At 66.4% G+C, this 17,350-nt stretch carries 11 protein-coding genes and 2 pseudogenes; 7 read left to right on the top strand and 6 right to left on the bottom strand.

The features are described from left to right. Nucleotides 1–132: 132 nt before the first annotated feature. Entirely contained in the window at nucleotides 133–2,901 is a 2,769-nt protein-coding gene (locus ACD584_RS01095; protein ID WP_019237087.1) for a TonB-dependent receptor, read from the bottom strand. A 286-nt stretch (nucleotides 2,902–3,187) separates the two neighbouring features. On the opposite strand from ACD584_RS01095, the gene ACD584_RS01090 reads away from it, so the two are divergent. Then, nucleotides 3,188–4,210, top strand: a complete 1,023-nt coding sequence (locus ACD584_RS01090; RefSeq protein ID WP_076037522.1) for a sugar kinase — start codon at nucleotides 3,188–3,190, stop codon at nucleotides 4,208–4,210. A 154-nt stretch (nucleotides 4,211–4,364) separates the two neighbouring features. Then, on the top strand, nucleotides 4,365–5,618 hold the full coding sequence (locus ACD584_RS01085) for an SGNH/GDSL hydrolase family protein (RefSeq protein ID WP_076037523.1): 1,254 nt from the start codon (nucleotides 4,365–4,367) through the stop codon (nucleotides 5,616–5,618). Between the two features lie 36 nt (nucleotides 5,619–5,654). Here the strand turns inward: ACD584_RS01085 and ACD584_RS01080 are convergent, their stop codons facing one another. Together ACD584_RS01080 and fabV are read right to left on the bottom strand one after the other, a co-directional pair. Further along, entirely contained in the window at nucleotides 5,655–5,942 is a 288-nt protein-coding gene (locus tag ACD584_RS01080) for a hypothetical protein (protein WP_175611889.1), read from the bottom strand. 196 nt (nucleotides 5,943–6,138) lie between these two features. Next, nucleotides 6,139–7,347, bottom strand: coding sequence for an enoyl-ACP reductase FabV (gene fabV, locus ACD584_RS01075; RefSeq protein ID WP_076037965.1), 1,209 nt, complete (start codon nucleotides 7,345–7,347; stop codon nucleotides 6,139–6,141). 546 nt (nucleotides 7,348–7,893) lie between these two features. On the opposite strand from fabV, the pseudogene ACD584_RS01070 reads away from it, so the two are divergent. Together ACD584_RS01070 and ACD584_RS01065 are read left to right on the top strand one after the other, a co-directional pair. After that, nucleotides 7,894–11,236, top strand: a pseudogene (locus ACD584_RS01070) (winged helix-turn-helix domain-containing protein). Continuing rightward, the gene (locus ACD584_RS01065; RefSeq protein ID WP_042595542.1) at nucleotides 11,233–11,643 is read left to right on the top strand and encodes a hypothetical protein; all 411 of its coding nucleotides are present in this window, start codon (nucleotides 11,233–11,235) and stop codon (nucleotides 11,641–11,643) included. The pseudogene ACD584_RS01070 and the gene ACD584_RS01065 overlap by 4 nt, the downstream one beginning before the upstream one ends. Before the next feature lie 209 nt (nucleotides 11,644–11,852). Here the strand turns inward: ACD584_RS01065 and ACD584_RS01060 are convergent, their stop codons facing one another. From ACD584_RS01060 to ACD584_RS01050, 3 genes and pseudogenes are all read right to left on the bottom strand, one after another. Next, nucleotides 11,853–12,236 (bottom strand): hypothetical protein, encoded by a 384-nt coding sequence (locus ACD584_RS01060; RefSeq protein WP_076037525.1) that lies wholly within the window; start codon nucleotides 12,234–12,236, stop codon nucleotides 11,853–11,855. 392 nt (nucleotides 12,237–12,628) lie between these two features. Next, a complete protein-coding gene (locus tag ACD584_RS01055) occupies nucleotides 12,629–13,261 on the bottom strand; it encodes a response regulator transcription factor (protein WP_042595540.1) in 633 nt (210 codons plus the stop codon). Continuing rightward, a pseudogene (locus tag ACD584_RS01050) lies at nucleotides 13,258–14,287 on the bottom strand (sensor histidine kinase). The gene ACD584_RS01055 and the pseudogene ACD584_RS01050 overlap by 4 nt, the downstream one beginning before the upstream one ends. Between ACD584_RS01050 and ACD584_RS01045 the strand changes: the two are divergent. The 3 genes from ACD584_RS01045 to lldD all read left to right on the top strand — a co-directional run bounded on the left by ACD584_RS01045 (nucleotide 14,171) and on the right by lldD (nucleotide 16,656). Next, nucleotides 14,171–14,512, top strand: a complete 342-nt coding sequence (locus ACD584_RS01045) for a hypothetical protein (protein ID WP_228437963.1) — start codon at nucleotides 14,171–14,173, stop codon at nucleotides 14,510–14,512. The pseudogene ACD584_RS01050 and the gene ACD584_RS01045 overlap by 117 nt on opposite strands. Nucleotides 14,513–14,641: 129 nt before the next feature. Then, complete coding sequence (locus ACD584_RS01040; protein WP_161960230.1) at nucleotides 14,642–15,208, top strand: isoprenylcysteine carboxylmethyltransferase family protein; 567 nt, start codon at nucleotides 14,642–14,644, stop codon at nucleotides 15,206–15,208. A gap of 287 nt (nucleotides 15,209–15,495) precedes the next feature. Next, nucleotides 15,496–16,656, top strand: coding sequence for an FMN-dependent L-lactate dehydrogenase LldD (gene lldD, locus ACD584_RS01035; protein ID WP_076037528.1), 1,161 nt, complete (start codon nucleotides 15,496–15,498; stop codon nucleotides 16,654–16,656). Nucleotides 16,657–17,350 lie beyond the last annotated feature (694 nt).

Here is a 17,350-nt window from a genome sequence, read left to right as displayed (position 1 = left end):
CCCCTAGGCCACCGGCGTCGAACGAAACATCACGCCCACCGCGTTGCATGCGTGCGTCTCGGCAGCGCATGCACGGCGATCAAGCGTTTGGAATGGGGCCCGCTGCGCGTGTGCGCAGCGGGCGGGTAACACTCAGAACTTGTAGCGCAGGCCCAGCAGGTACTGGCGGCCGGTTTCACCGTATTGCAGCGGCAGCTGGCCGGTGCGCGGCGACGACACCCACTCGTCGGAGGCTTCGTTGGTGAGGTTGATGCCTTCCAGGCTCAGTTCCAGCTGCTTGCTGATCTTGTAGCGCAGCGACGCATCGAGGATGGTGGTGCCGGTCATGCCGTGCACACCGTCCACGTTGAAGCCGGCTTCCGCACCCGGTGCCTGGGTGAGGTAGTCGTCGCGGTTGGTGGCGGAGATGCGGCCTGCGAAGGTGTCGCCTTCGTAGAACAGCGTGGCATTCCACGACGAGCGCGACAGGCCGAGCAGGTCGTTCTTCATCACCGGTGCGCCACTGCTGGCCAGGTACTGGATCTGCGAATCCACCCAGGTGTAGTTGAGCTGCACGCCCAGGTTGGCCCACTTGCCCGGCAGGAACGTAAACGGCTGCACGTAGTTGGCTTCCACGCCCTTCAATTCGCCGCCCGGGGTATTGAGCGGGATGCTGAAGGCGAAGTCGTCATTGACGCTGGCGCCGGTGCCTTCCAGCAAAGAGGCCGGCAGGCCGCTGCTGGAGTACGGACGCACTTCGCGCGCGGTCTGGATGAAGCTTTCGATGTCCTTGTAGAACAGGCCCACACCGACCATCGCGCCTTCGTTGAAGTACCACTCCAGGCCGAGGTCGACGTTGGTGGCTTCGATCGGGTCCAGATCCGGGTTGCCGCCGGCCACGGTGCGCGCACCGCCGGCCACTGCCACGGTCACGCCGGGCGTGAGGCTGCCCAGGCCGGGACGCGACATCACCTTGGCCGCGCCAAGACGCAGCAGCAGGTCCGGTGCCAGCTCGGCGACCAGGTTGAACGAGGGCAGCGTGTTGTTGTACTTGCGGCCCACGGTGGTCAGCGCCGGTGCGTTGTTGATCAACGCATAGCCAGTGGATTCCTGCTCGGTGCGCACGTAACGCACGCCGAAGTTACCGGAGAACGGAATCGAGCCCAGGTCGGTGGAGAACTCGCCCATCAACCACACGCCGCGGTCTTTTTCTTCGACGCTACGGCTGTTGTTGACGCGCGGGGCCACAGCAAAGGTGCCGCTGTTGCTGTAGATGCCGAACTGGTCGGCCACGGCGTCCAGGTTGGGCACGACCCACGCAGCGGGGCTGCCGTTGATGCCCTTGAGCCCTGCCTGTTCGGTGAGATCGGCCGGCACGATGCGCGTGCCATTGGCGAAGGTCGGCACCGACAATTCGTTGGCGCGGCGCAACTCCACCGTGCTGAAGGTGTAGTTCTTGGCCAGCACGCCGCCCTTGAGGCGGAAGCCGGGGCTGATGTTCCAGTTGAAGTCGATCTGGCCGGTATCGAAGTCGTTGTCCACGGTCTGCGGACGCAGGCGAATTTCTGCCAGTTCCCAGCCGGTGGGATCGGTCGGGTTGATGCCGTAGTTCAGCACCGGCGCGCGGTTGTTGCCGCGGTAGTCGTAGCTGTACCCGTCGACGTCGTACTTGTCCATGATGATGGTGGTCTGCACCGGGTTCTCGTGCGCGGAGCGCGAGGTGCCGATGCGCGCGTTCATGCTGAAGTCGTCGCTGAAGCGGTGCTCCACGTCGAAACTGATCTGCTTGAACTCGGTGTTCCACTCGTCGTGGCGGTTTTCGGTACGGATATCGACGTTGTCGAATTCGCCATACACCAGGGCGTTGTTGCGGATCTCGCCGTTGCGCACAACGGTGGCCGGCTTGCCGACCAGCACCGGGCGCGCATTGCCGCCGCGGCTGAAGGAGATCGCTTCGATGTAGTGCTCATCGCGCTTGGCATCGATCTTGGAATACAGCATGTCCAGCGACAGCGTGGTGCGGTCGGACGGCTTCCACTGCAGCGAGCCGGTGACGCCCAGGCGCTGCTGGTCGTGGATCTGCTGGGTGTAGCGCGGGAAGCGCGGGTGATACACGTCGGCCGAACGCGCCGCGGCAAACGGCGAGGTGGCGCTGAAGCCGCCGTTGCTCGGCCCATTGGCCCAACGGCCGGTGTTGGAGCCTTCTTCCAGCACTTCGCGCTCGGTGTAGGCCACCGACAGCAACGCGCCAAAGGTATTGTCGGCCCAGGTGTTGGAGATCAACGCGGCAACGCGCGGGTTGGCCTTTTCGGCCATCGCGTTGTAGCCGGCCTGGCCGCTGGCGGCGAAGGTGAAGCCGCTGTAGTCGAACGGGCGCGCAGTGCGCAGATCGACGGTGGCGCCCAGCGAGCCTTCTTCCACATCGGCCGAGGCCGTCTTGCGGGCGATCAGCTGCGAGAACAGGTCCGAGGCGAACACGTTGAAGTCGAAGCCACGGCCGCGGTTGGTGCCGCCGCTCTGGTCGCCGGCGCCTACGGTGGTGAGCGCTTCCATGCCGTTGATGCGCACGCGGGTGAACTCCGGGCCCAGGCCGCGGACCGAGATGGCGCGGCCTTCGCCGGCTTCACGGGTGATCACCACGCCGGGGATGCGCTGCAGCGACTCGGCCAGGTTGAGGTCGGGGAACTTGCCAATGTCCTCCGCGACAATGGCATCGACCACGCCGGCTTCGCCGCGCTTGATGTCCAGGGCCTTTTCCACGCTGGCGCGGTAACCGGTCACCGTGACGGTGTCCAGGTCCACGGCGGGCTCGGCAGGGGTTTGTGCTGCATCTTGTGCGGCCACGTGGCCGCTCAGTGCCAGGCCGATCGACAGCGCCAGCAAGGTAACCGGTGTCTTCCGGTTGGTGGTCCGAAATTGCATGTCCTCCCCTCCCAAGGGTCCATGAACAATGTGAAATGTCTGGTTGTGAGCGGCAATGACACCGCTGGTCAAAACGACGTTACCAGCTGAATCGCCCCGCAACATCTTGCAGCGCAGCAGAAAACGTCACCAAATTCGCCCCAAAGGGATGCAAGCCGTCACTGAGCGTCGCATCATGGTCATCGCCGGACGTGTCAGGCGACAGCTAGAATGACACCGATGGTCATCCTAACGCGCGCGGAATCCCCCACCCCGTGACGCACCACACAGCCGAGGTAATTGCCGTATGAGTCGTGCCCGCATCCTGTGCTTTGGTGAGTTGTTGCTGCGCCTGGGGGCGCCCGGTCACGAGCTGCTGTTGCAGCAACCGCGACTGGAGGTGCACTGCGGTGGCGCCGAGGCGAACGTGGGCGTGTCGCTGGCGCACTTCGGCCATGACGTGGCAATGGTGAGCACGGTGGCCGACAACCCGCTGGGCGCGGCGGTGCTGGGCGAGTTGCGCCGGCACGCCGTCGATACCCGCCATGTGCGGCGGGTGGATGGCCGCATGGGGCTGTACTTCCTCACCACCGGTGCGATCCACCGGCCCAGCGAGGTGGTGTACGACCGTGCGGATTCGGCGTTTGCGCTGGCGCCGGCCGATGCCTACGACTGGCCGCGCCTGCTTGACGGTGCGCAGTGGCTGCACCTGTCCGGGGTCAGCCCCGCGTTGGGCGCCGATGTGGCCCAGGCCACGCTGGCCGCCGCCCGCGCCGCGCGCGCGGCCGGGGTGAAGGTGTCGTTCGACGGCAACTACCGGCCCAAGTTGTGGCAGCGCTGGCAAGGCGATGCGCGCGGCATCCTGCACGAGCTGTTCGCGTGTGCGGACGTGGTGTTTGCCGACTACCGCGACATCGGCGTGGTGCTGGGCGGCGAGTTCCCGCAAGACACGCTGGAAGCACGCGTGGAAGCGGCCGCGCAGCAGGCATTTGCCGCCTTCCCGCAGCTGCAGCTGATGGCCTGCACCCAGCGCACCACGCACAACGTGGACCACCACAGCCTGGGCGCAATGCTGGTGCCGCGCAGTGGCGCGGTGGCGTTTGCGCCGGCCGAAGAACTCACCCCGATCATCGACCGCATTGGCGGTGGCGATGCATTTGCAGCCGGTGTGTTGCACGGCCTGATCGAAGCCTGGTCGCTGGACGACACGGTGCGCTTCGGCCTGGCCGCCGGCTGCTTGAAGCACTCAATTCCGGGCGATTTCAATCCGCTCTCGGTGGCCGATGTGCAGGCGTGTGTGGGCGATGCGCGGTTTGATGTGAAGCGGTGAATCGGGAGTGGGGAATCTGACGTGGGGATGCGCGGCGTCCCCTGCCCATGCGGCCTTCCCTGCAATCGGGGACCGGCGCTTCTCGATAGACTGCAGGCCTTTCCGGATTTTCCGAGATATCTATGGATGCTTCCCATCAGACCGTGATGCTGCCATGAGCCGCATCGCGATCGCCGCCGCCCTCGTCGCCGCACTGATGGGCGGCGCATGCCCCTGTCCGTCCTACGCACAGACGCCGTCAGCCCAGCCGGGATGGATTGCCAGCTGGGCCACCAGCCCACAGGCCGGGGAGGCCGATGCGGAAGAGCCGCTGGCAAACATCGACGGGCAGACGGTACGGCAACGTGTTCGCATGTCCATCGGCGGTACCCAGCTGCGTGTGCGCCTGTCCAACGAACTGAGTGCATCACCGCTGACCATTGGGTCGGCCTCCATCGCCGTGGCGAAGGATGCTTCGACCGTGGAACCAGCTTCGCTGCGTCAGCTCACCTTCGGCGGGCAGTCCTCCGTCAGCATCCCCGCAGGCGCTCCCATCCTCAGCGACCCGGTCGATCTGCAGGTTGCGCCGGGTGCACAGGTCGGCATCAGCCTGTTCTTTCCGGAGCGGGTCACGTCCAACACGCTGCACTCCCTGGCGCTCAAGCGCGCGGTGGTGAGCACACCCGGCGACCACACGCGAGAGACGTCCATTGCGCCGGCCGCGACGTCCACCTCGTCCATCGCGATCAGTGCGGTGTTGGTACCGCAGGCACGTGCGCAGCGGTTGCTGGTGGCATTCGGAGGCTCGATCACCGACGGTGCGGGGTCCACGACCGACGCTGACCGCAGCTGGCCAGCCCAATTCGCACAGCGCGTGGCAGCGGCCGACCCTGGCCTGTCCGTGGTGAATGCCGGGATCGCAGGCAATCAGTTGTCGCATGAGGGGTACGGCGCAAGCGGCTTGGCCCGCTTCGACCGGGATGTCCTGGCGCTGCCGGGCGTGACGCACATCGTGCTGCTGGAAGGGATCAACGACATCGCCGCGCCGGGGGTCAAGATCGGTTCGCGTTACTTTGCGCCGCCGACAGAGGTGAGAACCGCGGAGCACGTGATCAGCGCCTACCGGCAGCTCATCGCACGCGCGCACGACCATGGGATCAAGGTAATCGGCGCGACCTTGACGCCGTTCGCCGGCAATACAGTCCCCGGCTTTTACTCGCCGCAGAAAGAGGCGGCTCGGCAGACGGTCAACGCATGGATCCGCAACAGCCACGCGTTCGATGCAGTGATCGATTTCGATGCGGTGCTGCGCGATGCCGAGCATCCGCTCCAGCTTCAAGCCCGCTTTGCATCCCGCGACCGGCTCCACCCCAACGATGCCGGCTATGCGGCCATGGCGGACGCGATCGACGTGACGCTTTTCCGCTGAGCGCGCGCTACCTGTTATTCGCTGCGCTGACGCGTATCAGGCGGGCGCGCGGGCGCGGCGTTTGTTGGTGAACCATTTCAGCGCCGCGCTCAGCAGGACCACGCACAGCGAGGCCGGTACGCTGAAAAAAAGCGTGATCATCAGTGCGAACTGAAGCGGTGGCGCCGAGCCGTCTTGCATGACCACCGCACAGACAACGGCGGTAGTGATCACCAGATTGATGATGACCTTGAGTGACCAGTGCAGCGTGGGGAACCGCAACAGCACGGCACAAATCACACTGACCAACAGGGCCAGCAGCAGAAAAATGATTAATTTGTCCAACACGTCGTGCGCTCCATGCTGTGCGGATGAGATTCAAGGACGACGCTGCTTTTTAGCGATGTACAGACACGTCAGCGATTCGTCGCAACGCCTTGGCTGGCTGGCAAAGCGTATGCGTCAAAGACACTGCGTGCTGCACAAGAGCCGTGACATGACGCCACGGCTCTTGCGAATCCCTAATCCCTAATCCCGACAATCACCCCAACTCGATGCAATCGAACTTCACGTCCGGATCCACATCGGCGTCGTAATCCACATCTTTGCGCTCGAAGCCGAACAGCTTGAGGAACTCATGCTTGTAGCCGGCGTAGTCGGTGAGCTGGAACAGGTTCTCGGTAGTGACCTGCGGCCAGAGCGCCTTGCAGGCGTCCTGTACGTCGTCGCGTAGCTCCCAGTCGTCCAGGCGCAGGCGGTTTTCGTCGTCCACTTCGGCGGGCTGGCCGTCTTCGCGGTACAGGCGCTCGCGGAACAGGCGGTCGAGCTGTTCGATGGTGCCTTCGTGCAGGCCCTTTTCCTTCATGATCTTGTAGACCATGGAGATGTACAGCGGCATCACCGGGATGGCCGCGCTGGCCTGGGTCACCACCGACTTGAGCACGGCCACATTCGCGCCGCCACCACTGGCCTGCAGGCGCGCATCCAGCCGCTGCGCGGTGTGGTCCAGGTCGACCTTGGCCTTGCCCAGCGCGCCGTGCCAGTAGATCGGCCAGGTGATCTCGGTACCGATGTAGCTGAAGGCCACGCTGCGCGCGCCCTTGGCGAGCACGCCAGCACTGTCCAGCGCGTCGATCCACAGTTCCCAATCCTGCCCGCCCATCACGGTGATGGTGTCTTCGATCTCCTGCTCGGTGGCCGGCTCGATCGAGGCCTGGATGATGGTGTCCTTGTTGGTATCGATGGCGGTGGCGGTGTAGGTGTTGCCGATCGGCTTGAGCGCCGAACGCTTCACTTCCCCGGTGCTCGGCAGCTTGCGCACCGGCGAGGCCAGCGAATACACCACCAGGTCCACGTGCCCGCCCATCTCGGTCTTGATCAGCTCGATGACCTTGGCGCGTGCCTCATCGGAGAACGCATCGCCATTGATCGATTTGCTGTACAGGCCGGCGGCCTTGGCATGCGTGTCGAAGGCGGCCGAGTTGTACCAGCCGGCGGTGCCGGCCTTCTTGTCGCTGCCGGGTTTTTCGAAGAACACGCCCAGCGTGTCCGCGCCGAAGCCGAAGGCCGCGGTGATCCGCGAGGCCAGGCCGTAGCCGCTGGATGCGCCGATCACCAGCACCTTCTTCGGGCCGTCGTTGCGCACGCCGCGCGCACGCGTGGCGGCAATCTGGTCGAGCACATTGCGCTCGCAGCCGAGGGGATGCGTGGTGGTGCAGATGAAGCCGCGCACTTTGGGATGGATGATCAACGTGGACTCCTGGTCAGCAAGATGCTGGCGGCATCTTAGGGCCTGACAGCGCGCTGGGGTAGGTCGCACGCGCCACCCTGGCGGTGCCTGCACGCGCACACGGGGTGTGAATCGCTTGTGCGCCAATGCACCTCGCGCACGGGCATCGCGTGCGCATGCAGCGCGCGGACGTGCAACGGCGCGGCACTAAATGCGCTGGCTGGCGTGACGGCCAGTGCCTGCATCGCACTACGCGCGCTTCCACACGCTGCTGTATGGAAGCGTATCGGTCGGCAGCGCTGCGCACGCAACCGGTGCCTGTGCCTCAGGTGCAACATGCGCGCCGATGCCGAGGCAGCGCACCTTCACCTCAGTGCGTGGGCGCCCGCAATGCACCTTCACAGCACACCTTGGCGTGACCCCAGACGCCGCGCCGCGAACAGAGACCATGGTCGAATTTCGGCACCAGTGGCTGTGCTATGTTCCGGCCCTGCCGTGCCGTGCCTGTCCGCGCCCTATTGGCGATCGTCAAGGCCCCTTTCAGCTGTACGACCGTTATTCGAGCGAATGTCCCTCCGAAGCAAGCGCGTCACGCAGCTGGGCTCTGTCCCGCGGTTCCGCCTTGGGCCATTGCTGGTCGAGCCGGAGCGGCTCACGCTGATTGGCGACGGCGAAAACATCACGCTGGAGCCGCGCATGATGGAGGTGCTGGTGGCGCTGGCCGAGCGCGCCGGCGAGGTGATCAGCGCCGAGCAATTGCTGATCGATGTCTGGCACGGCAGCTTTTACGGCGACAACCCGGTGCACAAGACCATCGCCCAGCTGCGCCGCAAGCTGGGTGACGACAGCCGCCAGCCACGCTTCATCGAAACCATCCGCAAACGTGGTTACCGGCTACTGCCGAAGGTGATCTTTCCCGAGGATTACCGCGGTGCGTTGCCGGGCATGGGCGCGTGGGGGCACGGCAGCCCGTACGTGGGCCTGCGCGCGTTCGACCCGGACCATGCGGAGGTGTTCTTCGGCCGCAGCCACGCCATTGCGCAGGTGCTTGCCGCGGTGCGCGCGCAGTTGCAGAGCCAGCGCGCGCTGGTGCTGCTCAGCGGGGCCAGCGGCTGCGGCAAGACCTCGTTGCTGCGCGCCGGTGTGGTGCCGTTGCTGGCGCAGCCCGGCGGGCTGGATGGCCTGCAGGCGGTGGCGGTGGCGTATTGCAGCCTGGCGGCGTGCCGCGGCGGCGATGTGGCCGACACGCTGACGCGTGCATTGGCCGAGTGGGCAGCGGACGGGCGCGCGGTGTTTTCTGCCGCGCAGATGGCCACCTGCACGCAGTGGCTGACGCAGCCGGCGGCGTTGCATGCGGCCATTGCCGAGGCCATGCGCCACGCCGCCCCCGCCCGCGACACCGTGCAGACCCACCGCCATCTGTTGCTGGTGATCGACCATGCCGAAGCGCTGGTGGCCACGCCCGGCATCACCGCGCAGGACCGCGCTGCGTGCACGGCGTTGCTGCAGGCGCTCTGCGCCAGCACGCACGTGGCGGTGCTGATGGTGACCCGCAGCGATTTCTATCCGCGGCTGATCGAAGCGGTGCCGGAGCTGGTGGAACTCAAACGTGGCGATGGCCATGTGGATCTGCTGCCGCCGCGCGATGGCGAGATCGGCCAGATCATCCGCGTGCCTGCGGCGATGGCCGGGCTGCGTTTCGAAGAAGACCACGACAGCGCCAGCCGCCTGGACGATGTGCTGCGCGACGCCACCGCGCGCCAACCCGATGCACTGCCGCTGCTGCAGCATCTGCTGCAGGCGTTGCACGAGCGCCGCAGCGACGATGGCCTGCTTACCTTCGCCGCGTATCGCACACTGGGTGGATTGGAAGGCGCGCTGGCGCACCATGCCGAACAGACCTTCCGCACCTTGCCCACCCCTGCGCAGGCGGCCTTGGGCGAGGTACTGACCCAGGTGAGCGTGATCCACCCCGACAGCGCAGCAGTCACCGCGCGGCGGGCGGTGTGGTCGGCATTGCCCGATGCCAGCGGCGCGCGCGCACTGGTGGATGCCTTCGTGCAGGCGCGCCTGTTCGTCAGCGAACTGGTTGCCGGCGAGCCGGGCTTTGCGGTGGCGCACGAAGCCTTGCTGCGGCAATGGCCGCGCGCCAGCGAATGGATCCATGAAAATCGCCGCCTGCTGCAGGCACGCAAGCGCCTGCAACTGGCCGCGCAGCGCTGGGCCAGCGAGGGCCGCCGTGACGATCACCTGCTCAACAGCGGCCGCCCCCTGAGCGAGGCACGCGAAGCGGCGCGGCGCATGCCGCAGGACCTGGACGCGCTGGACCTGGCGTTCCTGCACGCCTGCGAGCGCGCGCACCGGCAACGGCGCGGGCTGTATGCCGCGGCCGCGGCCTTGCTGGTGGTGCTGGCCAGCGCGTCGCTGCTGCTGGGCTGGCAGGCGCGCCAGGCGCAGCAAGTGGCCGAACAACGCCGCGACGAAGCGCAACAACTGGTGGGCTACATGCTGGGCGATCTGGCCGAGCAGTTGCGCACCGTGGGCAATCTCAAACTGCTCGACAGCGTGGGCACGCGCGCATTGCGGTATCTGGAAGAACTGCCCAATGCCAGCATGCAGGCCGGCGATCTGATCAACCACGCCCGCGCCCTGCGCACCACCGGCGAAGTGCTGATGAATCAGGGCAAGCTGGACCAGGCGCATGCGGCCTTCACCCGCGCCGCAGCCACCGCCGCGCAGGCACGTACGCTTGCCCCGGATGTCTTGGAGGCGCATGCGGAAACCGGCCAGGCGGCGTATTGGCTTGGCGCCATGGCCTACCGCAACAAGCAGTTCCCGTTGGCGCGCAGGCACTGGGCGCAGTATCTGGCCGCGAGCGAATGGCTGGTGCGCGCCGAGCCGGACGATCCGCGCTGGCAGCTGGAGTTGTCGTACGCACTCAACAACCTGGCGATGCTGGCGACCACGCAAGGCAATGCCCCAACGGCAATTGGTTTTTTTTGCGCGCGACATCGCACTCAAGCGCGTGCTGGTAGCGCGCACACCGGACAACGCATCGCTACGCTATGAATTGATCGACAGCCTCTCGGGGCTGAGCCTTGCGCAGGAAAACCAGGGCCTGCTGGCGCCGGCCGAGCAGGGCTATCGCGAGCAACTCGCCATGCTGCGGGTGCTGGTGGATAAAGACCCGGACGCGCATGCGTGGCGGCGGCGCCTGGCCGGCTCGTTGATTCGCACGTCCAACCTGGCGCTGGCGCGTGGCCAGCTGGTGCAGGCGCAGCAAGATGCGCGCGAAAGTCTGCGTCTGCTGCAGCCGCTGGCGGCGCTGCAGCCGGACAATGTGGCGTGGCGGCGCGATCTGGCGCATGCCTATGCGCAGGCCGGCTGGGTGGCCGTGCTGGATGGGCACGCAGGGGACGCCGCGCAGCAGCTGGCACGCGCGCAGCAGACCATGGCCGAGCTGCTGCAACAGGCGCAGCCACTACCGGAGTGGCAATGGCTGGATGGGGTCATCGCGCTGCGCATGCAGGCCGCGCGCGCACCACCGCTGGCGCAGGACTTCGCGCCGATCGTGGCCCGGCTGGAAACCCTGCACCGCGCAAAACCCGATGAGGTGGTCGGTATTTCAGCGCTGGCCCAGGCGCTGGTCTGGCACGGCGAACAACGCGCCGCCGCCGGCGATGACGCCGGTGCGCGCACGGCGTGGCAACGCGCGCTGGCGGTGCTCGGCAAGGACGCGGGTAACAGCCGCGACAAGAATTTGCTTGACCCCTGGATCCGCGCACACGTGCATCTGGGGCAACGCACCGCCGTTACGCAACAGCTCGGATGGCTGTACCAAGCGGGCTACCGCCACCCGGGATTCGTCTCCCTCTATGCCCCGCTTTTCAAAGGACAGGACAAGTCATGACGGAATTGAAGGCAAAAGAAAAAGGCAAAGCGAAACCGACCGTGATCATCACATTGACCGTGGCTCGCGTGGAGTTTGGCGGCAATACCGGAAAGGGCGAGTACTTCTACAGTTTCTCACCGGATCTGCTGCTGGTCGGCAAGGGACAACAGGACGTGACCCTGGTGTACCGCTTCGACGATGAGGTGCCTTATCAGTTCCGCATTCGTAGCCTGCTTAGCTCCGATGCGCATGATCAGATCAAGAAGCCCCACATTGCCGAAGATGGCCGCAGTGTTTCGGTCATGAACAAAAACAACAAGGCAACGCTGATCTTTTTCACCGTGATCATCGAAGATGAAAAACGCAAATTGCTGTTCAGCTGCGACCCGCAGGTAGGAAACGACCCGCAAATCTCCCCGCAGTAAGGCATGGCCGCACCTGTCTGGCGGCCCGCCGCTGGACAGGTGTTTGTGTTGCCGCCGATGGTGCATCACAGGTGGATGAGATGTACCGCCTGAGCGCGTGATGCTGCAACGGCGCGTTGTCGGGGTGTTCGCTGGACCATGCCCGCAAGACGGGCGCATCGCTCGGACAGATCCCACGCTGCCCGATATTCAGGGCGCTGCCAGCACTTTCAGATCGCCCCTGCGCGCACCCATGCGTGCGGCTGCAACCGTACGCCCGGCTCGGGCTCGTTGCTGAAACCCACGTTGATCTGGCCGCGGATGGCCAGACCGCCCGGTCCCCCGCCGTGGCCGTTCCAAGGCGGACAGCGGCGGTTACGCGCGCAGGCCATTGAGCCCACGGCGATCGCCAGGCTGGCGCAGGGCCGGGACGCCGCCGCCTGCGGTGCCACCGCGCAGGGGGTGATCAGCACCTTGTGGTCGCGCTCGCTTGGAGGCAGCGTATGCAGCGCAGCGCGTGCCCAGGCGCCGGGGAGTTCGGGCTGGGTGGGTGCCGCCCAGGCGCTTGTCGAGAGCAGGACGATCAACACGATGAGGTATCGGACCAGGCGCATGACGGACTCCGCAGCGGACCGGAGCGCGACGCGTCCCCGAGCGGCTCCCGTGGCCGCTGGACGACCTTCGTGGCTGGCAAGGCGCGTGACCTGACGGCAACCTTACGGTTGCTGCCGGAACCTGCCGAAGCGTAGAAATCCTTTCTAAAACAGCCACATGTGCAGATCACGCATTACTCGCAACGGGCTTGTGACGCGGCCCACCGCAGCCGGTTGGAGACAGCCAAGCCGCCGAATTCTGTCCGTGAACTCAGGTCTAGCGCGACCGACTACACCGAGCTCAACCAATTGCCCTGCATCAACACCGCAAGGCCAACGCAAAGCCCCACCCACCCACCGGGCCAGGGAATGGCTCTTCCGATTCCCGATTCCCCATTCCCCATTCCCCGCCCTCAAATCACCCGCAACGTAATCGCCTTCAGCACCGCGCGGGTGCGGTCGCGGGTGCCGAGCTTGTCCAGGATGGTGGAGACGTAGTTCTTCACCGTGCCTTCGGCCAGGAACAGGGTGCGGGCGATTTCCTTGTTGGAGTAACCGCCGGCGAGCAGGCGCAGGATTGCCACCTCGCGCTCGTTGAAGGTCTCGCGCGGGGCCTGCTGGTCGCGGAACTGGTAGCGGGCGCGTACCGGGTCGGTGCTGACCGGCTGCAGCAGGGTCTCGCCGGCGGCCACGCGGGCGATGGCTTCGTGCAGGTCGTCCGGGGCAGCGTCCTTGAGCAGGAACCCCTGCGCGCCGGCCTCGCAGGCACGCAGCAGCAGGTCGCTGTCGTCGAAGGTGGTGAGCAGCAGCACCGGGGTGCGGTCGCCGCGCGCGCGCAATTGTTCCAGCGCGGCAATGCCGTCAAGGCCGGGCATGCGGATGTCGCTGAGCACCACGTCCACGTGGTGCGTGGCCAGCGCATCGAGCAGGGCCTGGCCGTCGTCGGCCTCGCAAACCACGGTAATGCCCTGCTGCTGCAACAGCGCGCGCAAGGCCGCACGCACCAGCACTTGGTCATCAGCCAGGGCGATCCGGAGCGCGCTCATGCCGGCAGCCTGGCGGTGAGGTGCAGGCCGCCGTGGGCGGCGCGGCGCAGGTCGAGTTGCCCGCGCAGGGCGGCCAGGCGTTCGCGCATGCCGGCAATGCCGTTGCCTTCGTGGATCTGCTCGGCGCAGCGGCCATCGTCCTGGATGTCCACACACAACGCGCCGGCGTCGCAGCGCACCGCCACGGTCACCGTGTCGGCATCGCCGTGGCGGGCGGCGTTGGTCAGCGCTTCCTGCACCAGCCGCACCAGCGCTTCGGCCACCTGCGGGTCGCTCACGCGTACCTGCGCATCGATCTGCAGCCGCAATGCCGGCCGCGGGAACGGCGCGGCCAGCGCGTGCAATGCGGTGTGTAGATCCAGCCCGGCATCGTCGCGCAAGGACTGCACCACGCTGCGGATATCGCCCAGCAGCTCGCCGGATAACTGCTCCAGCATGCGCAGGTCCTCGCGCGGGGCCAGCGCCGGTTCGGCCCGCAGCAGGCGCAGGTGGATGCGCATGGCGGTGAGTTTGTGGCCGGCCACATCGTGCAGCTCGCGGGCCAGGCGCAGCCGCTCGGCGTCGCGGGCGCTGTCGGCGAGCAGCGCGGGTGGCCAGCAGATCGGCATTGACGTAGACCAGCGCATCGCGGGCGCGCTCGGCGCTGCGTGCGTAGTTGGCGGTGAGCGCGGCAAACGCCTGGAAGCTGGTGTAGATGGCCACCAGCAGGAAGGGACGCGGCACACCCGCCTGCACGAACACCGCGTACATGGCCGCGTTCAACACCAGCATCAGCGCCAGCACCTGCGGCGGCTGCCAGCGCATGGCCGCCTGCGCGGCCACCAGCACCAGCAACACCGGCGAGGTGCCGGTGCGTGGTTCCAGCCAGATCAGTGTTACAGCCAGCAGGGCCTGCAGCAGCAGGGCCGCATGCTGTGGCAGCGGCCGTGGCGGCAGCAACGCGCGAAACAGGAACAGGGCGGTGAAGCCGATCACCGTGGCCCAGCGCCACAGCCCGTGCGGCGCAAGATCCTGGCCAAACGACAGGGCGACCGCGGCGATGGTGAGCGCGCCGGCCAGGTTCAGGGGTTTGAGCAGGTCACGCAGGAGAGTTGTCATGCGGCGATGCTGACCGCCGCACCCGCCAACAGCAATGGCGGCGATGCAGAAAGTGACTTCCGGCAGGTGGGATCGATGACCTGCGGCCACTGTGGCCGGTGCCGCGCCTGGGCAGACTGGAGTCACTGGCCGAGTGACGGTTCTGCCAGGTGATGCTGGCGCCTGGAAACATGCTGCGGGGCACCGGCAGCACCGGCCTTGCAGATGCGGCCCTTCTTCACCGTGCACACCGTCGCCCTGGCGCATCGCCCCTCACCATCACCCTCATTCCCGGAGTCACCCATGTCTGCATCTCACCTGCTCACCGCGCTCAGCCTGCTTTGGGTGGGCTACGAACTCTGGCTGCGCCGGCAACGTCGCGCCGCCGATGGCGGGGCGCACGACCAAGGCACGCTGGGCCAGTTGTGGCGGGTGTTGTCGCTGTCGATCGCGGTGGCGGTGGGGCTGGCCTTCGCCGGCATCAGCCACTGGCCGCCTGCCTGGCAGGAGCCGCTGCGCTGGGGTGCCTGCGCACTGATCGCCGGCGGCCTGGGGCTGCGGGTGTGGGCGATCCAGGTGCTGGCGCGCTGGTTCACGGTGGATGTCACCATCCAGGCCGACCACCAACTGGTGCGGAGCGGCCCATACCGCTGGTTGCGCCATCCCTCCTACACCGGCGCGTTGCTGTGCTTCTACGGGATGGCACTGGGCATGGGCAATGCGCTGTCGCTGCTGGTGATCGTGCTGCCGGTGACCTGGGTCTTCCTGCGCCGCATCCGCGTGGAAGAAGCCGCGCTGCGCCACGCCTTCCCCACCCGCTACGCCGACTACGCCACCCAGAGCTGGCGCCTGCTGCCACTGGTGTGGTGAACAGGCACGCGGTCACAGCGGCAGATCCCCCGCGTGGCCGCGCTTCGTCAGGCTGGACAGCGATTCGGTGTGCATGGCGCCTGCGGTGCTGCCGCTACGCTGTGGCGCCACCGCAGGCGCGGCGTGATAGCGAAGAGGCCGTGTTTTAGCCGCGGCGCCGCATACGGGCACATCCGGGCCGGCCGCCTGCATCGCTGTACACCCACGTGTGCGCGTTGGCCGCGACGGTTCGCACCACGGGCGATCGTCTTACACTCTGAGGCTGCCCCCGCCGCTCCCCGCCTTCGATGATCATTTCTGCCGCTTCCGATTACCGCGCCGCCGCCGAAGCCCGTTTGCCGCCGTTCCTGTTCCACTACATCGATGGCGGCGCGTATGCCGAGCACACCTTGCGGCGCAATGTCTCGGACCTGGCGGATATCGCGTTGCGTCAGCGCGTGCTGCGCAATATGTCCGATCTCAGCCTGAGCACCGAGCTGTTCGGCGAAACGCTGGCCATGCCGGTGGCGCTGGCACCGGTGGGGCTCACCGGCATGTATGCACGCCGTGGCGAAGTGCAGGCCGCGCGTGCAGCCGCTGCGCGTGGCATTCCGTTCACGCTGTCCACGGTGTCGGTGTGCCCGATCGAGGAAGTGGCACCGGCGATCGAGCGCCCGATGTGGTTCCAGCTGTATGTGCTCAAGGACCGCGGCTTCATGCGCAACGCGCTGGAGCGCGCCAAGGCCGCCGGAGTGACCACGCTGGTGTTCACGGTGGACATGCCCACGCCGGGCGCGCGCTACCGCGATGCGCATTCGGGCATGAGCGGGCCCAACGCCTCGCTGCGGCGCATGCTGCAGGCCATGACGCACCCGCACTGGGCGTGGGACGTGGGCCTGCTCGGCAAGCCGCATGACCTGGGCAACATCTCCACCTACCGCGGCAGCCCCACCGGATTGCAGGATTACATCGGCTGGCTGGCGGCCAACTTCGACCCTTCCATCTCGTGGAAGGACCTGGAATGGATCCGCGAGTTCTGGACCGGGCCGATGGTGATCAAGGGCATCCTCGACCCGGAGGACGCACGCGATGCGGTGCGCTTCGGCGCCGATGGCATCGTGGTATCCAACCATGGCGGGCGCCAGCTCGATGGCGTGCTGTCCAGCGCGCGCGCATTGCCGGCGATTGCCGATGCAGTGAAGGGCGAGCTGAAGATCCTGGCCGACTCGGGCATCCGCAGTGGGTTAGATGTGGTGCGCATGCTGGCGCTGGGTGCCGATGCGGTATTGCTCGGCCGCGCGTTCGTGTACGCACTGGCCGCCGGCGGCCAAGCCGGCGTGGAAAACCTGCTAACCCTGATCGAGCGCGAGATGCGCGTGGCGATGATCCTCACCGGCACGCATTCGGTGGCCGAGATCAGCGGCGACGCATTGAGCCGGGTAACGCGCGAGGCGGCGGTTGTGCCTTGAGGCTGGGGATTGGGGATTGGGGATTGGGGATTGGGGATTGGGGATTGGGGATTGGGGATTGGAAATTGGGAATCGGGAATCGGGAATCGGGAATCGGGAATCGGGAATCGGGAATCGGGAATCGGGAATCGGGAATCGGGAATCGTTAGAGCATCGCGCGTTTACGGTTTCCGATGTCCTGGGCTTGCTGCTGTTGGTTGAGCTAGCAACAGACATGGTTACCTCACAGCGACCAACTTTGCGCCTTTCGTAGGAGCGCGCTTGCGCGCGATGGAGCGTTACCGGGAAGGCCTCATCGCGCGCAAGCGCACTCCTACGTGGCCTGCGATGCCGCCGCGCGACCTGGTTGCATTGAAGACGTGGAACCTAATCCAAGCCGGCACATCCGTTTTTTCTGGTCTGACCCCACCTCTCCGGACACGACAGCCGACGTAGGAGCGCGCTTGCGCGCGATCGGCGTCACCCGGAAGGCCTCATCGCGCGCAAGCGCGCTCCTACGTGGCCTGATGCCCGGATGACCCCATATTGCATCGAGGTCTACGGCGCACAGGCCGAGCCGACGCATCTTGGTGCGTGGTCTGGTATTCCAGCATTCCCGCAGCCGTCGGCCGACGTAGGAGCGCGCTTGCGCGCGATGAGGCATTCCCGTGACAGCTTCATCGCGCGCAAGCGCGCTCCTACGTGAGAGGTGCTG

This window comes from Xanthomonas sp. NCPPB 2922, from assembly GCF_041520885.1.
Lineage (GTDB): Bacteria > Pseudomonadota > Gammaproteobacteria > Xanthomonadales > Xanthomonadaceae > Xanthomonas > Xanthomonas campestris.
The sequence above is the reverse complement of the archived record's forward strand: the minus strand, read 5'-3'. Positions and strand labels throughout refer to the sequence as shown.